We start from the raw sequence: 25,962 nt of genomic DNA, 5'->3' as shown, positions 1-25,962 counted from the left end.
CCCCTTGGCGATGCTGCGCGGTCGCCACCGCCAGCGCCTCCTAGTTCACGCAGCGCGCAAGCTCGACGTCCAGGACGTCATCCGCGACTGGCTCGGCGCGCTCGACTGGAGCGCCAAAGTGCGCGTCGCGGTCGATGTTGACCCCTATAGTTTCCTGTAACCCCAGAAGAACCTTGCACCGGCCGGCCGACACGATAACTTCTAGCGGCCGAAACGGAGGGATCATGGGATATTTTGGCAAGTCGATCGTTGTTTTGGCCGGGACGATATTGGTGGCCCGCCCGGCAGCCGCCGAATGGCGCGAAATGGAAACCGCGCATTTTCGCATCTTCAGCGAAAGTAGCCCGGCTGAGGTCGAGAAATTCGCCGCGCGCCTCGAAAGCTACGACAAGCTGATGCGGATGGTGACCGGGACGAAGGAAGATTGGCCGGTCAAGGTCCGCATTTATGAGGTCGCTGGACTGGACGAAGTGCAAAAGGCGCTCAACGCGCCGGGCAGCGGCATCGCCGGCTTCTACAGTAGCAATGCGCTTGGCCCTTATTTGGTTACACCGCGGAAGACCGGCGAGGGCGGTCGCTATTTCACGCCCAAACTCGTGCTGCATCACGAATATGCCCATCACTTCATGCTTCAATATTTTCCGGCCATCTACCCTAGCTGGTACGTTGAAGGATTCGCCGAGCTGATCGGCTCCAGCAAGATGATGGATGACGGCCGCATCGGATACGGCACCCCTGCCCTCCACCGAGGCCATGAAATCAACGCCTATTGGGTGCCGCTCCAGGAGCTGCTGACCAAGGAGAAAATCGTCTATCTGGACACTTACGGACAGGGGTGGGCGCTGACCCATTTCCTTACATTCGACAGCAAGCGTTCGGCCAAATTTCGCCAATATCTCGCCGCTCTGAGCAAGGGGAAAAGCATGGCCGACGCGGCGACTGTTTTCGGGGACCTGACCGCACTCAACCGCGAGGCACATCGTTATGTCACTGCGGGCAGCTTCCAATATCGGCCGGTCAAAGTCGATATCGCCCAACCTGTCATTCGGGACACCCGCATCCTGTCCGAAGGCGAAGCGAAGCTTATCCCCGAGACCATCGCCTTCGACGATGACGATTTGTCCGAGTTTGAAAAAGCGTCCGACCGCAAGGAAGAACAAGGCAGTCGGCAGCGCAACCTGGCGCGGATTCGGGACAAGACGGCCCGCTTCCCCAGCGATCCCTTTGCCCAGCGACTGTTGACCGAGGCGGAATATGCCCAAGGCAATATCGCGGAATCCGAAGCAGCGGCCGATCGGCTGTTAGCGATCCGCCCGAGCGATCGCGGCGGCCTGACGATGAAGTCCCCTGCTCCTGTCCCGTAGGGCGGCTGCCATGACCGGGGACGGCCGCAAGCAGCTTGTTGTCCGGGCGCGGGCGATGGCGGTCCGGGCCAATCGCTCCGATCCTGACGATCCGCGGCCGCTGTTGGCCTATTATCAAAGCTTCAGCCTAAACGGCGAAGCTCCCCCACCAGCGGCCGTCGATGGCCTGATGCAGGCGGTAAGCCTGCTCCCACGCGACAATGGCTCCCGGCAGTTGCTGGTCGATCAGTTGGCCCGGGAAAAGCGCTATGATGAGGCAATCGCCTGGCTGATGCCGGTCGCCAACTCCCCGCACAAGTCGCCGCGCCGTGAAGCCGCGCAACAGCAAATGAAGCAATTGAGGGCGGCTAAGGCGGCCGGAGGCACCTGAACCGGCAAATTCGCCACCTAATCGATCACCACTCCCCACTGCCCGGGCCATTTGGTTGTCGCGACGGCGGTGGCCCCGAAAGCCGCTATTCTGCCCAGGGCAGCTGTGGAGCGCGCTCGACGATTCCTTCGGCGGCGAGCAGCTTCTTCTTGCGATCGAGGCCGCCGCCATAGCCGCCGATCGAGCCGTCCGAGCGGATCACGCGGTGGCACGGCACCAGCACCGCGACCGGGTTCGACCCATTGGCGGTGCCGACGGCGCGCGTGGCGCCGGGTTGGCCGACGGCGGCGGCGATGTCCGCATAGCTCCGCGTCTGGCCCAACGGGATGTTGCACAGCTCGCGCCACACCGCTTCCTGGAACGGGGTGCCTCGAACATCGATCGGCAGGTCGGGCGCGGCCGAAGGCTCCGTTATCGCCAACAGCGCGCTTTCGACCCACGGCCTCATCGTCCCGTCGTCGGCGCGGATGTCGGCGTTGGGGAAGCGGCGCCGCAGCGCGCTCTCGTCTTCGTCGAAGGTCAGGCGGCAGATGCCCTTGGAAGTCGCCGCGACCAGCAACTGGCCAAGCGGGCTGTCGGTGACTACAAAGCGGATTGTCTCGCCGCGCCCACCGTCACGCCACGCCGACGCGATCTGGACCGCCTCGGGACTCGAATCGACCGTCATCCGCTCTTGCGCTCCTCTGCTTCGAGCAGCCGTCGTTTGCGTTCCAGCCCATAAGCATAGCCGCCGAGCGCGCCGTTGCTGCGGATGACCCGGTGGCACGGGATCAGCACCGCGACATTGTTGGCGCCATTGGCCGATCCCGCCGCGCGGACTGCCGCCGGGTTGCCGACCGCGGCGGCGATGTCCGCATAGCTGCGGGTCTCGCCCGCCGGAATACGCCGCAATTCCTGCCACACGGCTTCCTGAAACGCGGTCCCGGCGACGTCGAGCGGCAGGTTGGGCATGGCCGCCGGTCGTTCCACGGCGGACAGCGCGCCCTCGACGAGGGACGTCATCGCGCCATCGTCGGGAATGATCGTGGCATGAGGGAATCGGCGATGAAGCTCGGTCTGGTCTTCGTCGAACGACAAGCGGCAAATGCCCTTGTGGGTTGCGGCTACCAGCATCGGGCCGAGCGCGCTGTCGGCGATCGTCCAGCGAATCGTCTCGCCGCGCCCGCCGTCGCGCCAGGCGGATGGAGTCATGCCGAGGCGTTCCTTGGCGTCGGCATAAAAGCGGCTCGGCGCGGCATAGCCGGCGTCGTAGATGGCATCGGTCACGGGCTTGTCCTCTTGCAAATGCTCCTCGGCGCGGCGGGCGCGGAGCGCGCGGGCGTAGGCGGCCGGCGATACCCCCATGTCGCGCGTGAACAGCCGCTGGAAATGGTGCGGCGCATAGCCGACCGCGGCGGCAAGCTCGGCCAAGCGCGGCGGTTCTTCTGCCTGTTCGATCAGTTGCGCCGCCTTGGCCACCGCCTCGCGGTCGCGCCCCACCTCGTCGGGGCGGCAGCGAAGGCAGGCGCGATAGCCGGCCCCCCGCGCGGCCTCGCCGTCGAGGAAGAATTCGACATGCTCGCGCTTTGGCCGGCGCGCCGGGCAGCTCGGCTTGCAGTAGATGCCGGTCGTCGTGACCGCGCCGATCACCCGGTCGTCCCAGCTACGGTCGCGGAGCTCGAAAGCTGTCCAAGCGGCGTCGATGTCAATTGTTCGCATCAGCATGGACCTATCATAAGCGAGCGGTCTAGGTCGCGCTTCCCGGCTCTTGCTTTCAAAGCGAATAAATATGACCTGGACCATGTTGGAAGGCGAGCTCGACCGCGACGATGTCCGCGTGCTGCTCTCCAGGCATTTCGCGGCAATGCAGGACAGCTCGCCGCCCGAAGCATGCCATGTCCTGCCACTGGACTCGCTCCCCGATCCGGGGATCCGCTTCTTCACCCTGCGCGAAGGCGATGTGCTCCTCGGCTGCGGCGCTCTGAAGCGCATCGGCGAGCGGCACGGCGAAATCAAGTCGATGCGGACGGCCGAAGGTGCGCTGGGGCGCGGAGTAGGCGGAGCGATGCTCGACCATCTGGCCGCGACGGCGCGGGAGATGGGTATGACGCGCCTGAGCCTCGAAACTGGATCGGCTAGCGACTTCGCCGCCGCCATCCGCCTCTACGAGCGCGAGGGATTCGAAGGTTGCAAGCCCTTCGGCGATTACCTTGACACCAATTGGACGCTGTTCTTCACCAAGGAAATCTAGCTCCTCTCGACCCGCGCGGCAAAACAGCCGCGGATCGCGTTGTGGGCGTCGAGATGATCGACCGCCGGGTCCTCGAACATTCGGCGAAATACACCGTCGGCCTCGCCCGGCTGGGCCAGCGCGGCATCGGTCATCAACCCGTCCGGGCCGAACGCGCGGACCGACAAGACGCGCCGGCCGAGCGCTGGCGGGACGCTGTCGACATACTGCGCCGGCTCGCTCGCCGATTCGCTGACGAAGATGGCGTGGCTGGCGCGATACGGGCCATCATCGTGCGAGATGTGGTTGGTGAGGATCAGCGTTTCGCCGATCTCGGCATCGTCGAGCGTAACTCGGCACGGGAAACACCACCGCGCGTCGGCGGTCATGCGCAGCGCGCCGTGACGAGCCAGCTCGTCGTCGCTGGCGTGAAGCAGGTGGTCGAAGCTGGCGGGTGACAGCCCGCAGATCGTGTAGCTCATGTTCGCTTCTCCAATTGTCCTCGCCCCTTTAGGCGCCAGGCAATCGATCCCGCTTCCCGCCGCTTGCGCTCAAATGCCCGCGACCCGCCTTGCATCGCGGAGCGCCTGTTGCTAGGGGCGCGCCAACCCATGGGGGCCGCAGTTTTCTGCTGTGCCCTATTCAATGCATGGACCAAATTCTTTTGTCTGGAGCTTCGAGCGCGTGGAGACATCCGGCGGCATTCAGGCCAGCCTAGCGGGGCGTTACGCCCTCGCTTTGTTCGGCCTCGCCCGTGACCAACAGCAGATCGACGCGGTGACGCGCAGCCTCGATTCGCTTGAGGTGGCGCTGGCCCAATCGAGCGATTTCCGCGCGCTGGTATCGAGCCCGCTAGTCGGCCGCGTCGACGCCGCCAAGGCGATCGCGGCACTGATCCCAACGCTCGGCGTCGACCCGATCACCGCCAATTTCCTCCGCGTTCTCGCCAAGAACGGCCGGCTCGGCGAACTCAAGAACGTCATCCGCGCGGTCCGCACCTTGGCCTCCGGCCATCGCGGCGAGACAAGCGCAGAAGTGACCACCGCTCATCCGCTCGACGATGCCCAGGTCGCCGAGCTCAAGGCCAAGCTGAAGGCCCGGGTCGGTCGCGACGTCGCGATCGACGCGAAGGTCGACCCCAACATCCTCGGCGGCATCGTCGTCCGGCTCGGCAGCCAGATGATCGACGCGTCGATCCGCACCAAACTCAACACGCTCGCCCAGGCGATGCGGGGCTAGTCCCCGCGCAAAAGCTCCGAGAAAGGCTAATCGATGGACATCCGCGCCGCTGAAATTTCCCGCGTCATCCGCGACCAGATCGCGAATTTCGACGCCGACGCCGAGGTGTCCGAAGTCGGCAGCGTATTGTCGGTCGGTGACGGCATCGCCCGCATCCACGGGCTCGACAACGTCCAGGCGGGCGAAATGGTCGAATTCGACGGCGGCGTGAAGGGCATGGCGCTGAACCTCGAGGCCGACAATGTCGGCGTCGTCATCTTCGGCTCGGACACCGGCATCAAGGAAGGCTCGACCGCCAAGCGCACCGGCACGATCGTCGACGTTCCGGTCGGCATGGGCCTGCTCGGCCGCGTGGTCGATGCGCTCGGCAATCCGATCGACGGCAAGGGTCCGATCAAGACCGACCAGCGCAGCCGCGTCGAGGTCAAGGCGCCGGGCATCATCCCGCGCAAGTCGGTCCATGAGCCGGTGCAGACCGGCCTCAAGGCGCTCGACGCGCTGGTCCCGGTCGGCCGCGGCCAGCGCGAGCTGATCATCGGCGATCGCCAGACCGGCAAGACCGCGGTCGCCCTCGACACGTTCATCAACCAGAAGGCGGCCAATTCGGGCGACGACGAGAGCCAGAAACTCTACTGCATCTACGTCGCGATCGGCCAGAAGCGCTCAACCGTCGCCCAGATCGTTCGCGCGCTCGAGGAAAATGGCGCGATGGAATATACCATCGTCGTCGCCGCGACCGCATCGGAGCCCGCCCCGCTGCAGTTCCTCGCGCCCTACACCGGCTGCGCGATGGGCGAATATTTCCGCGACAACGGCAAGCACGCCGTCATCGTCTATGACGATTTGTCGAAGCAGGCGGTCGCCTATCGCCAGATGTCGCTGCTGCTGCGTCGCCCGCCGGGCCGCGAAGCCTATCCCGGCGACGTCTTCTATCTCCACAGCCGCTTGCTCGAGCGCGCCGCCAAGATGAACGACGACAACGGCAACGGCTCGCTGACCGCGCTGCCGATTATCGAGACCCAGGCGGGCGACGTGTCGGCCTACATCCCGACCAACGTCATCTCGATCACCGACGGCCAGATCTTTCTTGAGACCGACTTGTTCTACCAGGGCGTTCGTCCGGCGATCAACGTGGGGCTTTCGGTCAGCCGCGTCGGCTCGGCCGCGCAGACCAAGGCGATGAAAAAGGTCGCCGGCTCGATCAAGCTCGAGCTCGCCCAGTATCGCGAAATGGCCGCCTTCGCCCAGTTCGGCAGCGACCTCGACGCCTCGACCCAGAAACTGCTCGCCCGCGGCGCCCGCCTGACCGAGCTGCTCAAGCAGCCGCAATATCAGCCGATGCCGATCGAGGAGCAGGTCGCCTCGATTTTCGCCGGCACGCAGGGCTATGTCGACAAGGTCGAGACCAAGGACGTCACCCGCTACGAAGCGGCGATGCTGAGCTATCTCCGCTCGGATCATGCCGACGTGCTGAAGTCCATCCGCGACACCAAGGCGCTCGACGACGACACCACCGCCAAGTTGAAGGACGCGCTCGCCGCGTTCGGCAAGCAGTTCGCTTAAGCAATGCTCGCTATGTGCGCTCTTCTTGCCGGGCCCAAGGCTCAAGGATCCGAGGGTCTATCAGCATGAGCCTGCTGGCGATTTTTGCTGCGTGGGTCGCGCTCGCGACGGTCGCGACCGTCTCGCCGGGACCCGACACCGCGCTCGTCGTCGCCCAGACTATAAAGCGGGGACGCCGCGCCGGCATTTTCGTCGCGCTCGGCATTGGCGTGGGCAATCTCTGGTATGCCGCTCTGTTCGGCTTTGGCTTGATCAAACTGCTCTCGGCCCAGCCCACGGTTTATACAATCGTGAAGGTCGCCGGCGCGGCTTACCTTGCGTGGATCGGTTTCAAGATGGTGCGCTCGGCTTTTGCTGGCGAGGGGCCGCAGGCGGTTGCGACCGCAGAAGGATCGCCGTTCAGGCAGGGCCTCATCAGCAATGTCTTGAATCCGAAGATTGCGCTCTTCTTCCTGGCGGCCATCCCCCAATTCGCCGGCAACGGACCTAATGCACCGTTCATTGGCGTGGCCCTGATCGCGGTCAATGGCCTGATCAACTTCATTTGGCTGACAATCGTCGCGATAGGCGTTCAAAGCGCAGGCAATCGCATTGGCCGGTCGAATTTCTTCCGTTGGATAGAAGGACTGATCGGCGTTGGACTGATGGGCATAGCGGCCCGCGTCGCGTTCAGCAGGAGCCACTGATGCCAACGTTGAAGTCCCTCAAGCTTCGCATCGGCTCGGTGAAGTCGACGCAGAAGATCACCAAGGCGATGAAGATGGTCGCCGCGGCGAAGCTGCGCCGTGCCCAGTCGAACGCCGAGGCGGGCCGTCCCTATTCGGCGCGCATGGCCGAGGTCGTCGCTAGCCTGGGGTCGCGCGTCACCGTCGGTCCGCAAAGCCCCAAGCTGCTCGCCGGGACGGGCAAGGACGACACCCATTTGATCGTCGTCGCGTCCGGCGACCGCGGTCTCGCCGGTGCGTTCAACACCAACATCGTCCGCGCCGCGCGCCGCAAGGCCGAGGAACTCGAAGCCGCCGGTAAGAAAGTCATCTTCTACATTGTCGGTCGCAAGGGACGCCCGCCGATCGCCCGCTTCTATCCCAAGGGCATCGTCGCGCAGCACGACACTAGCGCGATGAAGGCGCCGGGCTATGCCAATGCGCAGGCGATCGCCGACGATTTGATCGCCCGCTTCAACGGCGGCCAGTTCGACGTCGCGCACCTTGCCTACGCCAATTTCCGCTCGACACTGCTGCAAGAGCCGACGGTTGACCAGATCATTCCGGTCGCGCTGCCCGAAGCCGATCAGGCCAAGGCCGGTCCCGCCGCCGCCGCGGTCGAATATGAGCCCGATGAGGAGGAAATCCTCGCCGCACTCTTACCTAAGAACATTACCGTCCAGATCTATCGCGCGCTGCTCGAAAATGCCGCCGGCTTTTACGGGTCGCAAATGACCGCGATGGACAATGCCACGCGTAACGCCGGCGACATGATCAACAAACTGTCGATCGCCTACAACCGCCAGCGCCAGGCCGCGATCACCACCGAACTCGTCGAAATCATCTCGGGCGCCGAAGCGCTCTAACCGCACGCAAAGCTGAGGAAACCAATCATGGCCACCGCCGCCCCCGCCAAGCCCAAGGCCAAGAAGGCCGCTGCTGAAACCACCGCGCCTGCTTCGGGCAACCTCGTCGGCTCGATCGCGCAGATCATCGGCGCGGTTGTCGACGTCGCGTTCGAGGGCGAGCTTCCGCCGATCCTCGCCGCACTGGAGACCGAGAATAACGGCCGCCGGCTGGTGCTCGAAGTCGCCCAGCATCTCGGCGAGAATATCGTCCGCACGATTGCCATGGACGCGACCGAGGGCCTGACGCGAGGCCAGCGCGTCAACGCCACCGGATCGCAGATCCGCGTGCCGGTCGGTCCCGAGACGCTCGGCCGCATCATGAACGTCATTGGCGAGCCGATCGACGAGCGCGGTCCGATCGGCCACAAGAAGACCGCCCCGATCCATGCCGAAGCCCCGCTGTTCGTCGACCAGTCGACCGAGAGCGCGATCTTGGTCACCGGGATCAAGGTCATCGACCTGCTCGCGCCCTATGCGCGCGGCGGCAAGATCGGCCTGTTCGGCGGCGCCGGCGTCGGCAAGACCGTGCTGATCCAGGAGCTGATTAATAACATCGCCAAGGGCCACGGCGGCGTTTCGGTGTTCGCCGGCGTCGGTGAGCGCACCCGCGAGGGCAATGATCTCTATCACGAATTCCTCGACGCCGGGGTCATCGCCAAGGACAAGGACGGCAACGCCACGTCCGAAGGCTCCAAGGTCGCGCTGGTGTTCGGCCAGATGAACGAGCCGCCGGGCGCCCGCGCCCGCGTCGCGCTCTCGGGCCTCACTCAAGCCGAATATTTCCGGGACGAGGAAGGCCAGGACGTGCTGTTCTTCGTCGACAACATCTTCCGCTTCACCCAGGCGGGCTCGGAAGTGTCGGCTTTGCTCGGCCGCATCCCCTCGGCGGTCGGTTATCAGCCGACGCTGGCGACCGACATGGGCCAGTTACAGGAGCGGATCACCTCGACCAACAAGGGCTCGATCACCTCGGTCCAGGCGATCTACGTTCCCGCCGACGATCTGACCGACCCGGCCCCCGCCACCAGCTTCGCCCATTTGGACGCGACCACCACATTGAGCCGCGCCATCTCCGAGCTCGGCATCTACCCCGCGGTCGATCCGCTCGATTCAACCAGCCGCGTGCTGACCCCGTCGGTCGTCGGCCAGGAACATTATGAGGTCGCCCGCGCGGTTCAGGAGACGCTGCAGAAGTATAAGAGCCTGCAGGACATCATCGCCATCCTCGGCATGGACGAACTGAGCGAAGAGGATAAGCTGGTCGTCGGCCGCGCGCGCAAGATCCAGCGCTTCCTCAGCCAACCGTTCCACGTCGCCGAAGTGTTCACCGGCATCCCCGGCAAATTCGTCCAGGTCGAAGACACCGTCGCCTCGTTCAAGGCCGTCGTCTCGGGCGAATATGACCACCTCCCCGAAAGTGCCTTCTACATGGTCGGGGGGATCGACGAAGCGGTAGCTAAGGCCGAGAAAATGGCGCACGAGGCATAAATCATGGACGCTCTGAAACTTGAAGACTGCGTAAACCGTACCTGCCCCTGGTCGGGTGACCCCGTCAGCGCGGACAGCCTGACCCTCTACAACGGCAAGGTAGTTGGTTTCTGCAACACCGGCTGCCGCGACAAGTTCGATAGAGCCCGCACGGCCTTCGACGCGGTGATCGCGGGCAAGGATTGATGCCCGATCTTCACTTCGAACTCGTAACCCCGGAAAAGCTGGTCCGGTCGGAAGACGTATACATGGTCGTCGTGCCCGGCGTCGAAGGCGACTTCGGCGCGATGGCCGGGCATGCGCCGGTGATGACCGTGGTCAAGGACGGCGAGCTCAAAGTCTACAAGACCCAGGGCGCCCAACCGGAGAGCATCGCCGTCTCGGGCGGGTTTGCCGAAGTCAGCGGCAAGGGCCTGACCATCCTCGCCGAGAGCGCTGGCGCCTGAGCCAGCCGGTTGCCGTGCGCGACGACCGCGGCGCGGGCCTCTTTTCGCGGTCACTCCCGGCGGCATTGCTGATCCTTGCCGTCGCGATCGCGACCCGCGTCGTTACTTACGGCAATCCGCTAACCGACATGGACGACCAATTCTATTGGCTGGTCGGCCGATCGATGTGGAACGGCGACTGGCCGGTGCTGGACATCTGGGATCGCAAGCCAGTCGGCCTGTTCCTGATATTTGGCGCGATTACTGGCATAAGTAATTCGATTGTAGCGATGCAGCTCGCCGCTACCGTCTTCGCCGCGGCGACCGCCTGGACCGTGCGTTGGGCAGCGCTGACGTTTGCCCGTCCGGCGGGCGCGACCATGGCCGGCTTGGCCTATTTGCTGGTCCTTCCATCCTTTGGCGGCCAGTCCGGCCAGTCACCGATTTTCTATAATTTGTTCATTGCGGGCGCGGGGGCGCTCTTGCTTAGCGTATCGGGAAGCAGCGACCGAAACAGGATCAGGCACTGCGCCTTCTGGGCGATAGCGCTGAGCGGCCTCGCCTTGGTCGTCAAGCAGGTCAGCGTTGCCGAAGGCACCTTTTTCGGTCTGGCCTTCCTTAGGCTGTTGCACCGCGAGGGCGAGTCATGGCGGCGCCTTGCCAGCGGCGCGGCGACGATGATTGGCCTCGCCCTGCTGCCGACCCTGGCCGCCTTCGCGCTGTTCGCGACGCGCGGCGGCGACGCGGTCGCCGCCTATGGCTATGCCGCCTACATCTCGAATTTCGCCAAGACCAAGTTGATATTCGAATCGCGGCTGGCGGGGGTCGAATATTTGCTGCTTTTCATGCTCGCGCTGATCGTCTTTGCCGGTCTCGGCGCGATTACGCGTCGTCGTGGCGGCACAGATCCCGTCCGACAGCGCCTGATCCCGGGGTGGATCATCGCCTCACTGGCTGGCTATTTGCTCGTGCCAAACTTCTTTCCCCATTATGCGCTGCCCCTGATCGTGCCTCTGGCGATTTCCGCCGCAAGCGCGTTTGACCGGCCCGCCGGCAGGCTCCTGTTTGCTGCGTTAGCGGCGTTCGCGCTGATCCAGGGTGACATGACCAATTTGGCCCGCAATCGCAGCGCGCGCCTTGACTTCGATGCAGCGGCGGACCGCGTCGAGACGGCCCGTCAGGGCGGCTGCATCTACCTCGTCAACGGCCCCGCGGCGCTCTATGCCGTGAGTCCGGCGTGCCGGACGACACGCTATCTTTTCCCCTACCATCTGACCCTCGCGTCGGAGGCCGGCGCGATCGGCATCGACCAGCGCGGTGAAGTTCGGAGAATATTCGACTCACGTCCCGCAGTCGTCGTGACGCAGGACAGCCAGCGCCCAAACCACAGCCGCGATGTCGAAGCACTGGTCGCTGAGCGCCTGGCCCGCGATTATCGCATCGTTGCGAGTGTTTCGCCCAATGCCGATCCCGACATCGCAACGCTGCGGATCTGGCAGCGCAGCGACCTTCCGCCTCCGACGAATTAACATTGCTTTTACCTTAAGCTGCTTGGGTGTTACCCTCTTTCGTGGGGGTTGGCTTTTCCATGCTGCAGCAGACCGTCGATCGTCGTTCCGCCGTCCACGAGGCGCCGCTTGAGCTGTGCGTGGTCGTCCCCACCCTGAACGAGGTCGGTAATGTCGAGCCGCTGCTCGAAAAGCTCGGCGCCGCGCTCGCCGGGATCGAGTGGGAGGCGATCTTCGTCGACGACGGCTCGACCGACGGCACGCCCGAGCTTCTGACCACCATCTCGCAAGCCGACCGCCGCGTGCGCATGATCCGCCGTGTCGGCCGCCGCGGCCTGTCGTCGGCGGTGGTCGAAGGTGCGCTGGCTTCGACCACCCCGGTTATCGCGGTGATCGACGCCGACCTTCAGCATGACGAGAGCATCTTGCCCGACCTGTTCCGCGCCATCGCCCGGGACGGGAAGGAGCTAGCGATCGGCACCCGCTACCGGGCCGGCGGCTCGACCGGCGAATGGGATGCCGGGCGATTGAAGATCAGCCGCCTCGCGACCTCGCTCGCCTCCCCAATCATGAAAACCCGGCTGAGCGACCCGATGAGCGGCCTGTTCGCGGTCCGCCGGGACGTGTTGCTGGAAGCCGCGCCTAACTTGAGCAACGTCGGCTACAAGATTTTGCTCGATCTCGTCGCCTCGTCGCCCCGCCCGCTCGCCGTGGCCGAGATCGGCTACACCTTCGGCACTCGCCAGTCGGGGACCAGCAAATTGGACGGGATGGTCGCGCTCGAATATATCGAACTGCTGCTCGACAAGACCATCGGCCGCTTCGTTCCGGTCAAACTGGTACAGTTCGGCGCGATCGGGGTGCTCGGTGTCGCCGTCCACCTCACCCTGCTCGACGGCGCGCTTAGCCTGCTCGGGCTGGCCTTTTCCTATGCGCAGGCGATGGCCGTGGTAGGGGCGATGACCTTCAACTTCGCGCTGAACAACCGCTTCACCTACCGCGACCGCCAGCTGAAGGGTGCCGCCTGGTTCCGGGGCCTCATCAGCTTCTACCTGGTTTGCTCGCTGGGCGCGTTCGCCAACGTCGGCATCGGCAGCCTGGTCTATGAGCAGTTCCACGGCTGGGCGCTGGCCGGCATCTCCGGCGCGATCGTCGGCTCGGTATGGAACTATGTCGCCAGCGGCTGGATTACCTGGGCCCGGCGATAAGCTTACCCAAATTAGTCTTTTCTCAAAGTTTGGGCCTTATTCACCATGACCATTCTCTTGAGTGAATGAGACTGGGGTCCGTCGGTTATGAACGCATTCGGCAAACGCAACGGCATCAGCGGCGGCAGCAGCGGCGGCGGCGGGCAGCGCCCGTCTTTCGGCGTCGCTCGCCCGATGAAGGGTAGCGCCAAGGGTGCAGGCGGCGGCGAGCAGTTCCCGCCGGTTGAGGAATTCGCCCCCGACACCGATGAACCGGCCGAGCCCGGCGCGCCGGTCGGCGCGATGGACCGCCTGACCGCGCGCCAGAACTCGAGCGGCGAGCAGGGCAGCATGAAGGCCGAGGGCTTCGAAGCCTCGGTCCACCGCATCAAGGAGCAGGTGCTTCCCCGCCTGCTCGAACGGGTCGATCCCGAAGCCGCGGCGACGCTCGGCAAGGACGAGCTGGCCGAGGAATTCCGACCGATCATCGGCGAAGTGCTCGGCGAGTTGAAGATCAACTTGAACCGGCGCGAGCAGTTCGCGCTGGAAAAAGTGCTGGTCGACGAACTGCTCGGCCTCGGCCCGCTTGAGGAATTGCTCGCCGATCCGTCGGTCAGCGACATCATGGTCAATGGCCCCGACCAGTGCTTCATCGAACGCAAGGGCAAGCTGCAACTCGCCCAAATCCAGTTTCGCGACGAGGAGCATCTGTTCCAGATCGCTCAACGCATCGTCAACAAGGTCGGCCGCCGCGTCGACCAGACCACCCCGCTCGCCGACGCCCGCCTTCAGGACGGCAGCCGCGTCAACGTCATCATCCCGCCGCTGTCGCTGCGCGGCACCGCCATCTCGATCCGCAAATTCTCCGAAAAACCGATCACCCTCGACATGATGCGCGGCTTCGGCTCGATGTCGGAGAAGATGGCGACGGTGCTCAAGATCGCTGGCGCCAGCCGCATGAACGTCGTCATCTCCGGCGGCACCGGCTCGGGCAAGACGACCATGCTCAACGCCATGTCGAAAATGATCGACCCCGGCGAGCGCGTCATTACCATCGAGGACGCGGCCGAGCTTCGCCTGCAGCAGCCGCACTGGCTCCCGCTCGAAACCCGCCCGCCGAACCTCGAGGGCCAGGGCGCGATCACCATCCGCGACCTCGTCATCAACGCGCTGCGCATGCGTCCCGACCGCATCATCCTCGGCGAAATTCGCGGCCAGGAATGTTTCGATCTCCTGGCGGCGATGAACACCGGTCACGACGGCTCGATGGCGACGCTCCACTCGAACAGCCCGCGCGAGTGCCTGGCGCGCATGGAAAACATGGTGATGATGGGCGACATCAAAATCCCCAAGGAAGCAATCAGCCGCCAGATCGCCGACTCGGTCGACCTCATCGTCCAGGTCAAGCGCCTCCGCGACGGCTCACGCCGCACGACCAACATCACCGAGGTGATCGGCATGGAGGGCGAGGTCATCGTTACCCAGGAATTGTTCAAATTCGAATATCTCGACGAAACCGCCGACGGCAAAATCCTCGGCGAATATCGCTCGATGGGGCTGCGCCCCTACTCACTCGAAAAGGCCAAGCAATACGGCTTCGACCAGCCGTACCTGGAAGCCTGCCTGTAGCCTGAGCCGCCGAGCGCAGCGCTGCGATTGCACCGCAATCGCCAGCAGCGCGAAGAGTTGGCGAGGCCGGCCGGCGGGTGGGCTCAGCCCAGCCCGACCGACGTCACGGATTCACTCCGTGACGGCCCCTCGCGTGCGCGGGGGCCATCCAACCTACCACCATCCGCTGCTACTCCGTTCGCTTGGACACGGCCACTTGGCCCTGCTTCGCGTGCGCTGAGATCTGCAGCTTGACCTGTTCGAAAAGCTTCGCCGGAATGGCGCCATAAAGCGGCGTATCCGAATCCTTGGCGGAACGAATATCCGGGCCTGGCCAGATGAAGCGATTGAGTTCGGTCGTCACGATCCAGCTCGGATCGTCGTCCAGGCCCAGGTAGCGCTTGACTGCCGGCGGGATTGGCACGCCTTCATCGGGAGCGGTCGTCGAATGCGTGATCGGCGCGACCAGCAGTTGCACCTGATCGCCGTCGATTATCTTGGCGAGATGACCACCGAAGGACGATCCTTCAGTCCTTCTTCCTGGCCTGCGGCGGCTTCGCGTGCCCACAGATAGGAATAGCTGATAACGTCAGCTGGCTCCGGTATCGTCCATAAGGTGGTCGACCGCTTTTGATCGCTCGGATGGTTCGGCGGTCCGGATGGTTTCGAGGTCATTTTCGTCGAGGTCCCTCACATGGAGAACCTGGCGATCCCGGCGTAGGAGGCGCTCATATTCCTTGAGTGAGAGCATCACGACGCGCGTTACGCCGTGCCGCTGGATACCCACCGGATGAAGCATCGCCTCGTCGGTATAATATCCAAACTTGCCCGCAACCTGCTTGGCCGAGACCGCAACAAGCGGTTCCGTCATATTTCTCTCCTCGACTCCGCCGCTGCCGGAACAGGCAGCCTACCGTGGACAACGAAGTCTTGAAAAGCCGAATAGTCTGGATTATCGGAAAAATCAAGCCTAGAGTACTCGTGCCCTGCCTCCCCCAGCCTCCTCCTTCACCCGCTTGACGTTGGCGGGATCGTCGAACGGAATGTCGCATTAGCCGACCTGAAAAGTGCGATCCGAGTTCTTCCGTCAAACGCCGACGGTGTAAGTCCTCTTCAACGGCACGAGTGACTGATACCTGGGCGAGAACTGCTCATAGTGGGTGTAGATAAGTTCCACGAGCGTCCGCCCATCGATCAAGCGCAGGTTGGATTTTGCTTGCTCATAGACTCGCGCATCCGGCGAAAATGACCCGAGCGTGACGAAAAGCCCCATCTCGCCCTGCTCAATCGCGCCGAAGAGCTTCTGCACGTCAGGCCGCCCGCTGTTGCCGAGAGTCTGCTTGCATTGAACCTTGATTATCGGCGGCTCAAACCCAAGCTCGTCACGGTGCGCGATTACTTCCACGCCCCCATCACCCGATGCCTTCGTAACGCGAGCGTGGTAACCCATGCATTGCAGTAAGTGAGCCACGAACTGCTCGAATTCGTAAGAGGACTGTGCCTCCTTCAATCGCTTGATGATGAAATCTTCGGTGCTTTCCTCAAGCTGCTCGGCAATCGCCGCAGCCGTGTCGTCATCGCCCCCGACTGCGTTCGACACCACGTCGCCGGCAAGCGCCGCAAGAAATATGTCGGCATGTGTCGTCACGCTAAATAGAGTGATGGCCGAGCCGATTTCGTACAGCGCGCTTTGAGGGAATTGTTCACGGCTTACATGGCGCAGCCATTCGACGGAGCGTCGATTGGGATATTCCTCGCCCGGGGATTGTACGTACTCATGTTCGCCGGTGACGCGACCGATGTTGATCATGCGGTTGTGCCTCGACGGATAAACGACAATTTCGCCAACGTTCATTTCATGAATGAACCTGAAGATGGAGCCGGCCGAAACCGGGATCGTGCCGGGTTTCGAACTGGGATAAGTCGTCGCGTAGGCCGCTTTGAAGGCGCTTCGGTTCGGCGCAATTCTGCTTGGATCGCCCAGCTCACGCCAACCGATCGCAATGTAATTTCCAATGATTGGAGCATCGTCGCGCACCCCAGTCATGTGAATGCCCCAAACGACTTGTTCCTGCGCCATCAGATCAGCGACCCTGCTAGTTTTGTTTTCATGCTTGTTCCGCGCGCTCGACGCTCGCCAAGTCGATGAACAATATGTTGTAGTTGGTGTTCGAATTGAACGGCGGATCGAGATAGACAAGATCGACGCTCTCGCCCGCAATATGCTCGCGCAGCACGTCGAGATTATCGCCATAGAAAAGCTTGTTCACGCTACCCCCTAACCATGCCAGCCTAAACATTCCCGTCGCTGCCGCAAGTTCGGAACATTCAGGGAACTTTGCCGTTGAATCCACTTGGGAAGAGGAGTTGGATCGTGGCGAAGAATACCGGCGAAGGCCACCGCGAAGGCGCGGTCGACGAGCGCACGCAGGTCGAAAATCCGAAGACCGATCAGCATGTGAAACGCAATCGCGATCACGACAGCGAACAAGATGGCGAGTTTATGGACGTCAAACAGGACGGCAAGCCGTTCAAAGGGGTTGCTAAGGAGCCCGACGAGCGGCGCAAAGGCGGCAGCTAAGGGCGAGTTGCTTCCGGATTCACTCCGGGCTGAAGCCATTCCGCCTCGCTGGGCTCAAAGTCATACTTTGAGCCAGAGCCCTCGGTTCAGTCAGGGTTGGCAGACGCGGATCGGCGACGTGCTTCAGCGTAACGCGAAGGAACACCGCAAGGGGGCATGACTCCGCTAGCCCCCCTTCCAATGTAGGATTTCAACTGACATGCTGGGCGAATGAGCCCGATTCCGCCCGCCTCGCAACCGCGTCCCGATGACGGCAGCCGCAAGCAAAGTATCGAAGTTTACGAAAACGCGCTCCACCGTCAACTTCATCAACTTTGCAGCCGGCGCGGGACCCTCCGCGATGCCCTCGTCAGTGCGAACATTGGGAACATTCGCACCTGCGACGCAGCCCCCGCGCTCCGCTCGCGCCCTTGCGCTCGGCGGCCATTCTGCTAATGGCCGCCGCTTCCAACCGTGCGATTGGAAACATGCCGCGGGAGGCAACTTTGGTTGCCGCTTGGACCGCTAAGCTTGAACCGGGCGCCGCGCTCAACCGCGCCGCCCTCTACAGAGTGAGACAAAATGGCCAAGAAAATTACCGGCTATATCAAGTTGCAGGTGCCGGCCGGCGCCGCCAATCCGTCCCCGCCGATCGGCCCCGCCTTGGGTCAGCGCGGCGTCAACATCATGGAATTTTGCAAGGCGTTCAACGCCGCGACGCAGGACCTTGAAAAGAGCATGCCGATCCCGACCAAGATCACCGTCTATGCGGATCGCAGCTTCTCATTCGAGACCAAGTCGCCGCCGGCGAGCTTCCTGTTGAAGAAGGCGGCCAAGCTCAAGTCGGGCTCGAAGGAGCCGGGCAAGATCAGCGCGGGCACCATCCGCCGTTCGCAGCTGTCGGAAATCGCGACCGCGAAGATGAAGGATCTGAACGCCAACGACATCGAGGCGGCGACCAAGATCATCGAAGGCTCCGCCCGCGCGATGGGCCTCCAGGTCGTGGAGGGCTAAGGACATGGCACAGAGCAAGAAGCTGAAGCTGCAGGCCGGGAAGGTCGATCCGATAAAGCTCTATGGCGTCGATGAGGCGATCGGCCTGGTCAAGTCGCTGGCGACCTCGAAATTCGACGAGACGGTCGAGATCGCGATCAACCTGGGCGTCGATCCGCGCCACGCCGACCAGATGGTCCGCGGCGTGGTCAACCTGCCCAAGGGTACCGGCAAGGACGTTCGCGTCGCCGTCTTCGCCCGCGGCGACAAGGCCGAGGAAGCAACCAAGGCGGGGGCCGAAGTAGTCGGCGCCGAGGATCTGATGGAGGAAATCCAGGGCGGCCGCTCGGATTTCGACCGGGTCATCGCCACCCCCGACATGATGGGCATCGTCGGCCGGCTGGGCAAGGTTTTGGGTCCAAAGGGCCTGATGCCGAACCCGAAGCTGGGCACCGTCACCCCCAACGTCGGTCAGGCGGTCAAGGATGCCAAGTCGGGCCAGGTCGAGTTCCGCGTCGAAAAGGCCGGGATCATCCATGCCGGCATCGGCAAGGCGAGCTTCCCCGAGGCCGATTTGAAGGCCAATTTCGACGCCTTCGTGGACGCCATCGTCAAGGCCCGGCCGACCGGCGCCAAGGGCAAATATGTTCAGAAGGTTGCGATGAGTTCGTCGATGGGCCCCGGCGTCAAAGTCGACACCGCCGAGTTCACCGGCCTCTAGGCGGCTTCGGCGATAAGGATAGGAACGGGCCGGGGCGGAAACGCTTCGGCCTTTTTCGTCGCGGCGGTCCATTTCTCGCCGAGCATGAGATCGAGCGAATCCGGGCGAAACGGGTCGAGCCCCGAGCCCGGATAGAGACAAAATTCGCCGAACAGCAGCCGATCCTCGACGCAGTAGAAGTCGACCCGCAGAAAGTCCGCGTTACCCGCCAGCAACTCGGCGGCGGCGAGCATCTGGTCGAGGCAGGCGGTCGGCGGCGCGGCAATCGGGTCGACCGACAGCGGTCGCCAGTCGCGGTCGAACTGGGTCCAGCGGTGCCGGCCGCCGCGGCCCTCGTGCAGCTGGACCACCTCGGCTCGGCCGCCGAACACATAGACTTTGTAATCGAGCGGCAACTCACCGCCCGGCCCACCGACGAACGGCTCGACCAGCAGCGTTCGAAAGGCGGCGCGATAATGCCATTCGTCGAGCCACTCGCCATAGGTTCGCTTCAGCCAGCCCGGGGAACGCCGCTTCGCGTCGACATAATCGTCCAGATCGCTCACCACGATGAACTGGTTGCAGCCGTGGTTGGCCTTGACGACAAACGGGAATGGCCACGGGGCGACGGCGGGAAGGCAGGTGCCGTGCCACAAGGTCGGGATAACATGCTCTGCGCCGAGCGCAGCCTTAGCCTGCACCTTCGAGTGGAGCTTGTCGGTCAGACGGGCGAATGCCAGGCTGCGGTCGTGGAGTTTGCGCCGTTGGACCCATTCGGTGAAGCGGGTCGGCGCATCGAGGTCGGGCCACCGACCGTGCCGCCACCAATAGATTAGCTCGACCCGCCGCCGCGCCCAGTCGATCGATCTCCCCCGCAACCGCGGCGGTGCCAGCGCGACCGAGGCGTTCACGCCACCTCCCAATGGATCGGTTTGAACGACCCACCGTTCGACTGCAGCGCCGAGCATGCGGTGAGGCCGATGACAAGATCCATGCGCGCCTCGAACACAATCCGGTCGCCGGCCTTCGACAGCGGCGGCAGCACAACAATCTCGCCGGTAGCGCCATCGACCGGCACGTTCATGAAACAGTTGAACGCGATCGGGATCATATCTTCGGTAACCCCATAAGGCGCGAGCGCTTCGGCGAGGTTGCCGAAGCAGCCCTGATGCGGCTGCTCGTCGCCGTAGATGATCCGAAACATCGCCTTGCTGCACGGGGTGAGCAAGAAATCGTGGCGCCCGACATCGTCCTCGACGATGTCGAGCATGACGTTCGAGCGGTTGGAGTAGAGCGGATCGCCAGCGGAGAGGTAAAGGCGGCTGGCGTAGTCGATGGTCCGCCCCGAACTAATGACTTCGCCGATGTCGTCCCGGTTGAACGCGAGCAGATCGGCGACCTGACCGCCCTCGGGATCGATCACGCTCAGGCGCTGTCCCCTGTCGAGCGCGAAGGCTACCCCCGAGCGGGGCGCGATCTCATGCGGCATCGGAGCGCCCGCTGAACGGGCAGCGCCATTCCTCGCCGACAGCCCGCCCGCTGTACTGGCGCGCGGAAGATAATTCGCCGTGGCGGGCCAGCATCGGGTTGACCGATCCGGCGAGCGTCTGGTCGCGGTCGAGGATGGTCGATCGCAAACGGTCGTATCGACCCTCGGCGCGCAGCCGTTCGAACTGGTCGTGGAGGTTGAACACCATTGCCGGGCAATCGAAGCGTCGTGCCGGGCGGCTGGAATTCGGATGAAGCCCGACGACGAAGAATGCCTCACCGCCGAAGCTCATCGCGAAATGCGGATCGTCGGGATCGTGCGCCACACGCGGATCGGCGGGCTGGCCGAGCCACTCATCCTTGTCGCTCAGCGATTGCAGCCGGGCCCACAGCTTGCGTTCGAATCCCGCCTCGTCGCGCGGCGCGCCATGCTCGAACAGCACTACCAGCGACTGGAACAATATCGGATCGGCGCGGTAGGCCCTGGCGAGGTCATGCAAGGCGGGGAGGATGCGTAAATCGTCCCAGGCCGAGCGAAAGTCGCGCGCCACGACGAACCGCATGCCGCCGCGATTGAGCGCCGCCTTGGCGCCGACGCAAGGGAAACCGGCATGGTCGACGAACGCCCGGAAACGTTGCGTCAGCGGATGGGAAATGTCGTTGGAAACGGTCAGCATGGTCTGCCCAACGAGCCGATGCGGACCGAGGTTGCATATGCCGTGCTAGCGCTGTTGAATGAGCGAGGACGGAGGGGAGCTTCGATGGCGGCACTTACGGAGGCGGAATATCGGGAGCAAGTCGAGCCCTTGCTGCATGAACTGTCCGACGCCGCGCGATGGATCGCCGAGACCGGACAGCGGCTGGTGGTGCTGTTCGAAGGCCGCGACACGGCCGGCAAGGGCGGATCGATCTACATGTTCTCTAGCACCTTGAACCCGCGCCAGTGCCGCGTCGTTGCCCTCCCCGCCCCGACCAGCCGCGAGCAGGGTCAATGGTATTTCCAGCGCTATGCCGCGCACCTCCCCGCGTGCGGCGAAATCAGCCTGTTCGACCGCAGCTGGTACAACCGCGCCGGGGTTGAACGAGTGATGGGATATTGCAGCCACGAGGCAGCCGAAGCTTTTCTGAAGGCCGTTCCGGAATTCGAACGCCACCTTGTCGATGACGGTGTCCATCTATTCAAATATTGGCTGTGCTGCGACCAAGAAAAGCAGGAACAGCGCTTCGCCGACCGGCTCAACAATCCCTTGAGGCGCTGGAAGCTGTCGCCGGTCGATATCGAGGCGCGCGGCCGCTACGACGATTACACCGAGGCACGCGAACGGATGCTCGAGGCGACCCATACCGAATGGGCGCCGTGGACGCTGATCGACAGCAACGACCAGGCGCAAGGCCGCGTAACACTGCTGCGCGACCTGCTTGACCGCCTCCCCGACACCAAACTGCCGATAAAGAAGATCGACTGGCCGGCGATCGAAGGCCAAGGCGGCCGCGAGCGCTATCGAGTGCTGCGGCCCTTGCCGCCGTATCGGCCGGCCTGACAGACTTGCCATCGCGCGCAAATGTCCTAGCCTCCGTTCTTCGCCGGTCCATCTTGGCGGGGGGAATGGGTCATGCGCGCGCAGCGGCTTTTCGTTCAATTGACGGTCTATTACGTCGTCATCTTCGGCCTGTGCTGGCTAATCCTGATGCGCTTTCCCGAGTTTCGATCTTACTTGCCGATCGGCGGGGCGGAGCAGCTGATCAATCCCGAGGGGGGCAAGGGTAGCGCGCTTCAGACGGTGGTTGAAAGTTCTCAGGTCAAAACGCTGGGGCAGAGCCTCGGCTGGCTAACTACCGCGATCGTCGGCGCGCTGCTGACCGCGCTACCGGTCAGCTGGGTCTATATGTCGACCCGCACCGCCGAGGAATATGACCAGTCGCTGATCAGCTCGATCATCATCCTGCCGGTGGTCGTCACCTCGATCGTAGTCGTCGTCCAGCACAGCCTGTCGCTGGCCTTCGCGCTCGGCGGGATCGCCGGTGCGGTGCGGTTCAAGAACAGCCTCAAAAGCTCGGGAGACGCGCTCTATATTCTACTGACGGTCGGCATTGGCCTGTCGGCAGGGATCGGCGCGGTCGAACTGGCGATGGTGATGGGCCTGGCGTTCAACTATTGCTTCCTGGGTTTGTGGGTCAGCGAATATGGCGAGCGGCAGGGGATGAAGCGCTACATGATGGACTTCGATGACGACGGCCTGGCTTCGCCCCCGCCACCCGCCTCGCCGCCACCCGGACCAGCAATCTAGCCGACGCAGTGGTTAAGGATCTTGCTCCGGACACTATCGTCGGTCGCGATTTCATCGAAGAAGCGCGCCAAATAGGCGACCGCCTTGGCCCGCGTGCGCTGCTCCATCTGCGGAATTTGACCGAAGATTGCTTCGATTTGGTGTCGCTTGGCCCGAAATTCGGCGGCCACCGCCAAGGCGTCACCATTGTGGCGACAATACCCCCGATACACCCGGTTGCGCACGCTGCTGATGTGGAAGCCCTCCGGCGGAACAGCGTAGGACGCGTCGACCAATCCGGAATAATCGAAATCATAGGTGATCGGATGATAAGGCAAACGGTCGGGCGCCGCCGTCAAAAGGCGGACGTTATGGCAGCAGCCTTCGCCCCGCGGACCAGCGATCATCGCCCAGTCTAGGTCGCCAATCATATATTGGAACATAGCGATGCGCGCGGCTCGGCGAGGATCGAGTTGCGCGAACGAAATCCTGTCGCCAACGTTTGCAGGGTAATAACCATTGCGGCTTGCAACATCATTTTTATCCTCTAGGAAGAACCCGATGCGCTGAGTCACGGGCCGGCCATCCGCCTCAAGGTAGGTGACCAGCGCAAGCCGTGCTCGAAAGCTGAGCGGGTCGAGCAGGTTGAGAATGCGATAGCCGCTGTATTCAAGCAGCGTATGCTGCTGAAAGGCGGCGTTCGAGCGGCAGTGCGTGACCAGCTTCAACCGCCTCTGCCCCGCGAACAGCGAAGTTTCCGCCGGCCGCCCGGTAAAATCGACGCGCAGCGGCGGAAACTGGCAGGTGACCTTGGTCCGTCGCGAAATGCCCCGCGCAGACAGGCGGATCGGATAGGTTTCGCTCGTCCCGCCTATCGCCAGAGTGGCTTCGCGAGGCGTGGTTGAATTCTCGGCCGCGCGAGCGATCGCGCCGATCGGGCCGGTAATTGTCACCCGGATCGGATCGTCGCTGGCGAATAGCGGCTTAGGCGGCGTCTCAGCCAGCGTTGGAGCGGCCGCGAACGCGGCAGTCATGAGCAGGCAAGCGCGATATCGGCTCATCATTTCCCCCCTTTTGACGCCTCAGGTGGGCGAGGCACCTTGTGCGTCGTGACGCGGTCGCCGGTAATTTCGAGGTAGGACGGCGGCCCGCCGTAATAGCTCGAATTGGCGCTATCGATACGCCACAGCTTGCCGCCCAGATCGGCGATGATCCCCGCGCGCGACGGCGTGTGCCCGACGACGATCCGCTTGACGCCATAGGCGGTAATCATCTGGTCGACCTCTTGCGCAATGGTCGGGCGCGGCGGAGCGCCTGTGGGCGGTGGGAGCGCGTCCGGATCGTCGCGGGTGACCAGCCCGCGATACCATAAAGGGCCCATCGGGTCGTTGATGATTGCGGTCGGCGCTTCGTCCCGGGCGTTTAGCGCTACAGCGACACGGCGGTTGATCTCCTCGATCGTCAAATTTGCAAAGGCCGAGCTCAACCCGCCATGGACGAATAGGCTGTCGCCGATTTTAACGACCGCGGCATGACCCAGCGTCCAACGGCCGAGCGGTCCGTCCGGGCGCCACGCCAGCCGATGCTCGATTTTGCCAAGCGGAGTGGCCTTTAGCCATTCGTCCTTGGCCGCCGCCGGTGACACCGAGGGGTCGCGCGTCCTCGCCGCCGCCTCGATCGCGACCCGCTGCGCCACATACAACTGACTCCGCCGTCGCTCCGAGCCGCTGTCCGCGAAGGCGGCATATTCGCCTGGATGAACATAGCGCAGATCGCCGATCATGTTCATGGCCTCATGGTTGCCGATCAGCACCACCACCCGGCCTCCGCGTCGCCGAGCCTCCTTCTCGATCCGCATCAGGTCATGGATGATGGCCAGGCTGGCGGGACCTCGATCGACGATGTCGCCGACCTGGACCAGGACGGCCCGTCCGCCCGCCCAATGGCCCTTGCCGTCGACCGCTCCCGCAGCGCGCGCGATCGCGATCCACGCGTCGTGGTCACCGTGGAGGTCGCCGATAGCAATGATCCGGGGAGGAGGCGACGGGGGATGAGCGGGTGCATGCGCCCGCGCGGCGCCGGGGAACAAGGCGGCGAACAACAGGACGATGGGCCAAAGCTTCGACGGCATTGCGTTCCCCCGATCGGCAAGTGATTGGCGCGCGCACGGGTAGTTTTGTCAAGCCGCAGGGCGTGATCACCCGCCCCACCTGTGGTAACAGGAGTTCGTCCAACTCGTTGGAGTCGTCACTTATGCGCATCGCCTTTTTGCTCGTCGCCTTACCGCTCCTCGCCGCCGCCGCGCCCTCGATAGGCGCCACGCCGATCGTCGAAGTGCATATGACCAATTTCCGCTTCACGCCCGCGACGATCCCGCTCGCCCGCGGACAGGCCTACGTGCTGCGCCTAGTCAACGATGCTCGCGGCGGACATAATTTCGTCGCCAGCGACTTCTTCGCCGGCATCCAGGTCGCATCCCCCGACCGCGCCCTGATCCGCGACGGCGCCGTCGAGGTGCCCGGCGGCGAGGCGCGCACGATTCATTTCGTCGCGCCGGCGGCCGGCCGCTACAAAGTGAGATGCACCCATCGCCTGCACAGCGCATTCGGGATGAAGGGCGCGATCATCGTTCGCTAAAGCCCCGCGCGTCGCTTGACTTTCGCCCCCGCAGCGCTAGGGACGCGGCGTCGCTTCCTCACGGAAGATGACAGCCGTCCGAGACAGTCGCTGCCCTTGATCATGTCAGGGGCTTAATTTGCGGCCTAGACGGGGACAGGAATTCAAACGGGACGCCTCGCGTTCCGGTCGTGCGGCGGCCCAGCCTTCGCCCTTGATCCAGCCCCTGCGGACAATTGCTTCGTCGCCAATCGGCGGCGAGGTTGTTTGACCCGGCCGAAGCACCGCTTTGGCCGATAAGGAGTATGGCATGGATCGTTCGCAAAAAGCCGATCTGGTTGCCGAGCTGAAGAGCGTCTTCACCGAGACCAGCGTGGTAGTGATCACCCGCAATCTCGGCCTGACGGTGGCCCAGTCCACCGACTTGCGTTTGAAGATGCGCGACGCCGGCGCCCAGTTCAAGGTTGCGAAGAACCGGCTTGCCCTGATCGCGCTCGAGGGCACCAAGTATGGACCGATCGGCGACATGCTGACCGGTCCGACCGCGCTCGCGACTTCGGTCGATCCCGTCGCGGCCGCCAAGGTCGCCGTGGATTTCGCCAAAACCAACGATCGTCTCGAGATCGTTGGCGGGGCGATGGGCGATAAGCTGCTCGACGTGAACGGGATCAAGGCTCTCGCCGCGCTTCCGTCGCTCGATCAGCTGCGCGGTACGCTGGTGGGCCTCATCCAGGCGCCCGCCACCAAGCTTGCCCGCATCGCTAT

33 protein-coding genes are annotated in these 25,962 nt (G+C 63.6%); 21 read left to right on the top strand and 12 right to left on the bottom strand.

The window, feature by feature from the left end:
* From H0W65_RS08055 to H0W65_RS08045, 3 genes are all read left to right on the top strand, one after another.
* A partial coding sequence (locus tag H0W65_RS08055) for a hypothetical protein (protein ID WP_294006233.1) occupies window positions 1-160 on the top strand: 160 nt, incomplete at its 5' end.
* A 64-nt stretch (window positions 161-224) separates the two neighbouring features.
* On the top strand, window positions 225-1,364 hold the full coding sequence (locus tag H0W65_RS08050; protein ID WP_294006231.1) for a hypothetical protein: 1,140 nt from the start codon (window positions 225-227) through the stop codon (window positions 1,362-1,364).
* Window positions 1,365-1,374: 10 nt separating this feature from the next.
* Window positions 1,375-1,734 (top strand): hypothetical protein, encoded by a 360-nt coding sequence (locus H0W65_RS08045; protein WP_294006230.1) that lies wholly within the window; start codon window positions 1,375-1,377, stop codon window positions 1,732-1,734.
* A gap of 85 nt (window positions 1,735-1,819) precedes the next feature.
* On the opposite strand, the gene H0W65_RS08040 is transcribed toward H0W65_RS08045, so the two are convergent.
* Both H0W65_RS08040 and H0W65_RS08035 read right to left on the bottom strand, forming a co-directional pair.
* Window positions 1,820-2,401: a methylated-DNA--[protein]-cysteine S-methyltransferase gene (locus H0W65_RS08040; RefSeq protein WP_294006228.1), complete on the bottom strand. Its 582-nt coding sequence runs from the start codon at window positions 2,399-2,401 to the stop codon at window positions 1,820-1,822.
* Complete coding sequence (locus H0W65_RS08035; protein WP_294006227.1) at window positions 2,398-3,432, bottom strand: bifunctional transcriptional activator/DNA repair enzyme AdaA; 1,035 nt, start codon at window positions 3,430-3,432, stop codon at window positions 2,398-2,400. The genes H0W65_RS08040 and H0W65_RS08035 overlap by 4 nt, the downstream gene beginning before the upstream one ends.
* Before the next feature lie 70 nt (window positions 3,433-3,502).
* On the opposite strand from H0W65_RS08035, the gene H0W65_RS08030 reads away from it, so the two are divergent.
* A complete protein-coding gene (locus tag H0W65_RS08030) occupies window positions 3,503-3,964 on the top strand; it encodes a GNAT family N-acetyltransferase (protein ID WP_294006225.1) in 462 nt (153 codons plus the stop codon).
* Here H0W65_RS08030 and H0W65_RS08025 read toward each other — a convergent pair.
* Complete coding sequence (locus tag H0W65_RS08025; protein ID WP_294006224.1) at window positions 3,961-4,425, bottom strand: DUF1203 domain-containing protein; 465 nt, start codon at window positions 4,423-4,425, stop codon at window positions 3,961-3,963. The genes H0W65_RS08030 and H0W65_RS08025 overlap by 4 nt on opposite strands.
* Window positions 4,426-4,627: 202 nt before the next feature.
* Here H0W65_RS08025 and H0W65_RS08020 point away from each other — a divergent pair, with 202 nt between their 5' ends.
* From H0W65_RS08020 to H0W65_RS07975, 10 genes are all read left to right on the top strand, one after another.
* On the top strand, window positions 4,628-5,182 hold the full coding sequence (locus tag H0W65_RS08020; protein ID WP_294006222.1) for a F0F1 ATP synthase subunit delta: 555 nt from the start codon (window positions 4,628-4,630) through the stop codon (window positions 5,180-5,182).
* Window positions 5,183-5,215: 33 nt separating this feature from the next.
* On the top strand, window positions 5,216-6,745 hold the full coding sequence (gene atpA, locus H0W65_RS08015; protein ID WP_294006220.1) for a F0F1 ATP synthase subunit alpha: 1,530 nt from the start codon (window positions 5,216-5,218) through the stop codon (window positions 6,743-6,745).
* A gap of 65 nt (window positions 6,746-6,810) precedes the next feature.
* Window positions 6,811-7,431, top strand: a complete 621-nt coding sequence (locus tag H0W65_RS08010; RefSeq protein WP_294006218.1) for a LysE family translocator — start codon at window positions 6,811-6,813, stop codon at window positions 7,429-7,431.
* On the top strand, window positions 7,431-8,315 hold the full coding sequence (locus H0W65_RS08005) for a F0F1 ATP synthase subunit gamma (RefSeq protein ID WP_294006216.1): 885 nt from the start codon (window positions 7,431-7,433) through the stop codon (window positions 8,313-8,315). The genes H0W65_RS08010 and H0W65_RS08005 overlap by 1 nt, the downstream gene beginning before the upstream one ends.
* A gap of 27 nt (window positions 8,316-8,342) precedes the next feature.
* Window positions 8,343-9,845 carry a F0F1 ATP synthase subunit beta gene (gene atpD, locus H0W65_RS08000; protein WP_294006214.1) on the top strand — a complete coding sequence of 501 codons (1,503 nt, stop codon included), beginning with the start codon at window positions 8,343-8,345 and terminating at the stop codon, window positions 9,843-9,845.
* 3 nt (window positions 9,846-9,848) lie between these two features.
* The gene (locus H0W65_RS07995; RefSeq protein ID WP_294006212.1) at window positions 9,849-10,031 is read left to right on the top strand and encodes a glutathione S-transferase; all 183 of its coding nucleotides are present in this window, start codon (window positions 9,849-9,851) and stop codon (window positions 10,029-10,031) included.
* Window positions 10,031-10,291: an ATP synthase F1 subunit epsilon gene (locus tag H0W65_RS07990; RefSeq protein WP_294006210.1), complete on the top strand. Its 261-nt coding sequence runs from the start codon at window positions 10,031-10,033 to the stop codon at window positions 10,289-10,291. Before H0W65_RS07995 ends, H0W65_RS07990 begins: the two co-directional genes overlap by 1 nt.
* Window positions 10,292-10,305: 14 nt before the next feature.
* The gene (locus H0W65_RS07985; protein ID WP_294006208.1) at window positions 10,306-11,799 is read left to right on the top strand and encodes a hypothetical protein; all 1,494 of its coding nucleotides are present in this window, start codon (window positions 10,306-10,308) and stop codon (window positions 11,797-11,799) included.
* 59 nt (window positions 11,800-11,858) lie between these two features.
* Window positions 11,859-12,986, top strand: coding sequence for a glycosyltransferase family 2 protein (locus H0W65_RS07980; protein ID WP_294006206.1), 1,128 nt, complete (start codon window positions 11,859-11,861; stop codon window positions 12,984-12,986).
* A gap of 87 nt (window positions 12,987-13,073) precedes the next feature.
* Window positions 13,074-14,594: a CpaF family protein gene (locus tag H0W65_RS07975; protein WP_294006204.1), complete on the top strand. Its 1,521-nt coding sequence runs from the start codon at window positions 13,074-13,076 to the stop codon at window positions 14,592-14,594.
* 169 nt (window positions 14,595-14,763) lie between these two features.
* On the opposite strand, the gene H0W65_RS07970 is transcribed toward H0W65_RS07975, so the two are convergent.
* The 4 genes from H0W65_RS07970 to H0W65_RS07955 all read right to left on the bottom strand — a co-directional run bounded on the left by H0W65_RS07970 (window position 14,764) and on the right by H0W65_RS07955 (window position 16,843).
* On the bottom strand, window positions 14,764-15,051 hold the full coding sequence (locus H0W65_RS07970) for a hypothetical protein (protein WP_294006202.1): 288 nt from the start codon (window positions 15,049-15,051) through the stop codon (window positions 14,764-14,766).
* A gap of 111 nt (window positions 15,052-15,162) precedes the next feature.
* Window positions 15,163-15,444 (bottom strand): type II toxin-antitoxin system Phd/YefM family antitoxin, encoded by a 282-nt coding sequence (locus H0W65_RS07965; protein WP_294006200.1) that lies wholly within the window; start codon window positions 15,442-15,444, stop codon window positions 15,163-15,165.
* A gap of 216 nt (window positions 15,445-15,660) precedes the next feature.
* The gene (locus tag H0W65_RS07960; protein ID WP_294006198.1) at window positions 15,661-16,653 is read right to left on the bottom strand and encodes a restriction endonuclease; all 993 of its coding nucleotides are present in this window, start codon (window positions 16,651-16,653) and stop codon (window positions 15,661-15,663) included.
* Between the two features lie 28 nt (window positions 16,654-16,681).
* Window positions 16,682-16,843 (bottom strand): hypothetical protein, encoded by a 162-nt coding sequence (locus H0W65_RS07955; protein WP_294006196.1) that lies wholly within the window; start codon window positions 16,841-16,843, stop codon window positions 16,682-16,684.
* A 104-nt stretch (window positions 16,844-16,947) separates the two neighbouring features.
* On the opposite strand from H0W65_RS07955, the gene H0W65_RS07950 reads away from it, so the two are divergent.
* The 3 genes from H0W65_RS07950 to rplA all read left to right on the top strand — a co-directional run bounded on the left by H0W65_RS07950 (window position 16,948) and on the right by rplA (window position 18,847).
* Window positions 16,948-17,154: a hypothetical protein gene (locus tag H0W65_RS07950; RefSeq protein WP_294006194.1), complete on the top strand. Its 207-nt coding sequence runs from the start codon at window positions 16,948-16,950 to the stop codon at window positions 17,152-17,154.
* 561 nt (window positions 17,155-17,715) lie between these two features.
* Entirely contained in the window at window positions 17,716-18,147 is a 432-nt protein-coding gene (gene rplK, locus H0W65_RS07945; RefSeq protein ID WP_294006192.1) for a 50S ribosomal protein L11, read from the top strand.
* A gap of 4 nt (window positions 18,148-18,151) precedes the next feature.
* A complete protein-coding gene (gene rplA / locus H0W65_RS07940; RefSeq protein ID WP_294006190.1) occupies window positions 18,152-18,847 on the top strand; it encodes a 50S ribosomal protein L1 in 696 nt (231 codons plus the stop codon).
* On the opposite strand, the gene H0W65_RS07935 is transcribed toward rplA, so the two are convergent.
* The 3 genes from H0W65_RS07935 to gntA are packed head-to-tail and all read right to left on the bottom strand — an operon-like array spanning window position 18,844 to window position 20,991.
* Complete coding sequence (locus H0W65_RS07935) at window positions 18,844-19,737, bottom strand: ATP-grasp fold amidoligase family protein (protein ID WP_294006188.1); 894 nt, start codon at window positions 19,735-19,737, stop codon at window positions 18,844-18,846. The genes rplA and H0W65_RS07935 overlap by 4 nt on opposite strands.
* Window positions 19,734-20,315, bottom strand: coding sequence for an urea carboxylase-associated family protein (locus tag H0W65_RS07930; protein WP_294006186.1), 582 nt, complete (start codon window positions 20,313-20,315; stop codon window positions 19,734-19,736). The genes H0W65_RS07935 and H0W65_RS07930 overlap by 4 nt, the downstream gene beginning before the upstream one ends.
* Window positions 20,305-20,991, bottom strand: coding sequence for a guanitoxin biosynthesis heme-dependent pre-guanitoxin N-hydroxylase GntA (gene gntA / locus H0W65_RS07925; protein WP_294006184.1), 687 nt, complete (start codon window positions 20,989-20,991; stop codon window positions 20,305-20,307). The genes H0W65_RS07930 and gntA overlap by 11 nt, the downstream gene beginning before the upstream one ends.
* An 84-nt stretch (window positions 20,992-21,075) precedes the next feature.
* On the opposite strand from gntA, the gene ppk2 reads away from it, so the two are divergent.
* Together ppk2 and H0W65_RS07915 are read left to right on the top strand one after the other, a co-directional pair.
* Window positions 21,076-21,855: a polyphosphate kinase 2 gene (gene ppk2 / locus H0W65_RS07920; RefSeq protein WP_294006182.1), complete on the top strand. Its 780-nt coding sequence runs from the start codon at window positions 21,076-21,078 to the stop codon at window positions 21,853-21,855.
* A gap of 72 nt (window positions 21,856-21,927) precedes the next feature.
* Window positions 21,928-22,602 carry a hypothetical protein gene (locus tag H0W65_RS07915; protein ID WP_294006180.1) on the top strand — a complete coding sequence of 225 codons (675 nt, stop codon included), beginning with the start codon at window positions 21,928-21,930 and terminating at the stop codon, window positions 22,600-22,602.
* Here the strand turns inward: H0W65_RS07915 and H0W65_RS07910 are convergent.
* On the bottom strand, window positions 22,599-23,615 hold the full coding sequence (locus tag H0W65_RS07910; protein WP_294006179.1) for a hypothetical protein: 1,017 nt from the start codon (window positions 23,613-23,615) through the stop codon (window positions 22,599-22,601). The genes H0W65_RS07915 and H0W65_RS07910 overlap by 4 nt on opposite strands.
* Before the next feature lie 26 nt (window positions 23,616-23,641).
* Window positions 23,642-24,712 (bottom strand): metallophosphoesterase, encoded by a 1,071-nt coding sequence (locus H0W65_RS07905; RefSeq protein WP_294006177.1) that lies wholly within the window; start codon window positions 24,710-24,712, stop codon window positions 23,642-23,644.
* A gap of 122 nt (window positions 24,713-24,834) precedes the next feature.
* Between H0W65_RS07905 and H0W65_RS07900 the strand changes: the two genes are divergently transcribed.
* Entirely contained in the window at window positions 24,835-25,218 is a 384-nt protein-coding gene (locus H0W65_RS07900) for a cupredoxin domain-containing protein (protein ID WP_294006176.1), read from the top strand.
* A gap of 289 nt (window positions 25,219-25,507) precedes the next feature.
* Window positions 25,508-25,962 (top strand): 50S ribosomal protein L10 (gene rplJ / locus H0W65_RS07895; RefSeq protein WP_294006175.1); only part of this gene is annotated, 455 nt, incomplete at its 3' end.

The sequence above is a fragment of the Sphingomonas sp. genome, from assembly GCF_013816785.1.
Classification (GTDB): domain Bacteria; phylum Pseudomonadota; class Alphaproteobacteria; order Sphingomonadales; family Sphingomonadaceae; genus Sphingomicrobium.
Note: the sequence above shows the minus strand (reverse complement) of the source record. Positions and strands in the feature narration are given on the sequence as shown.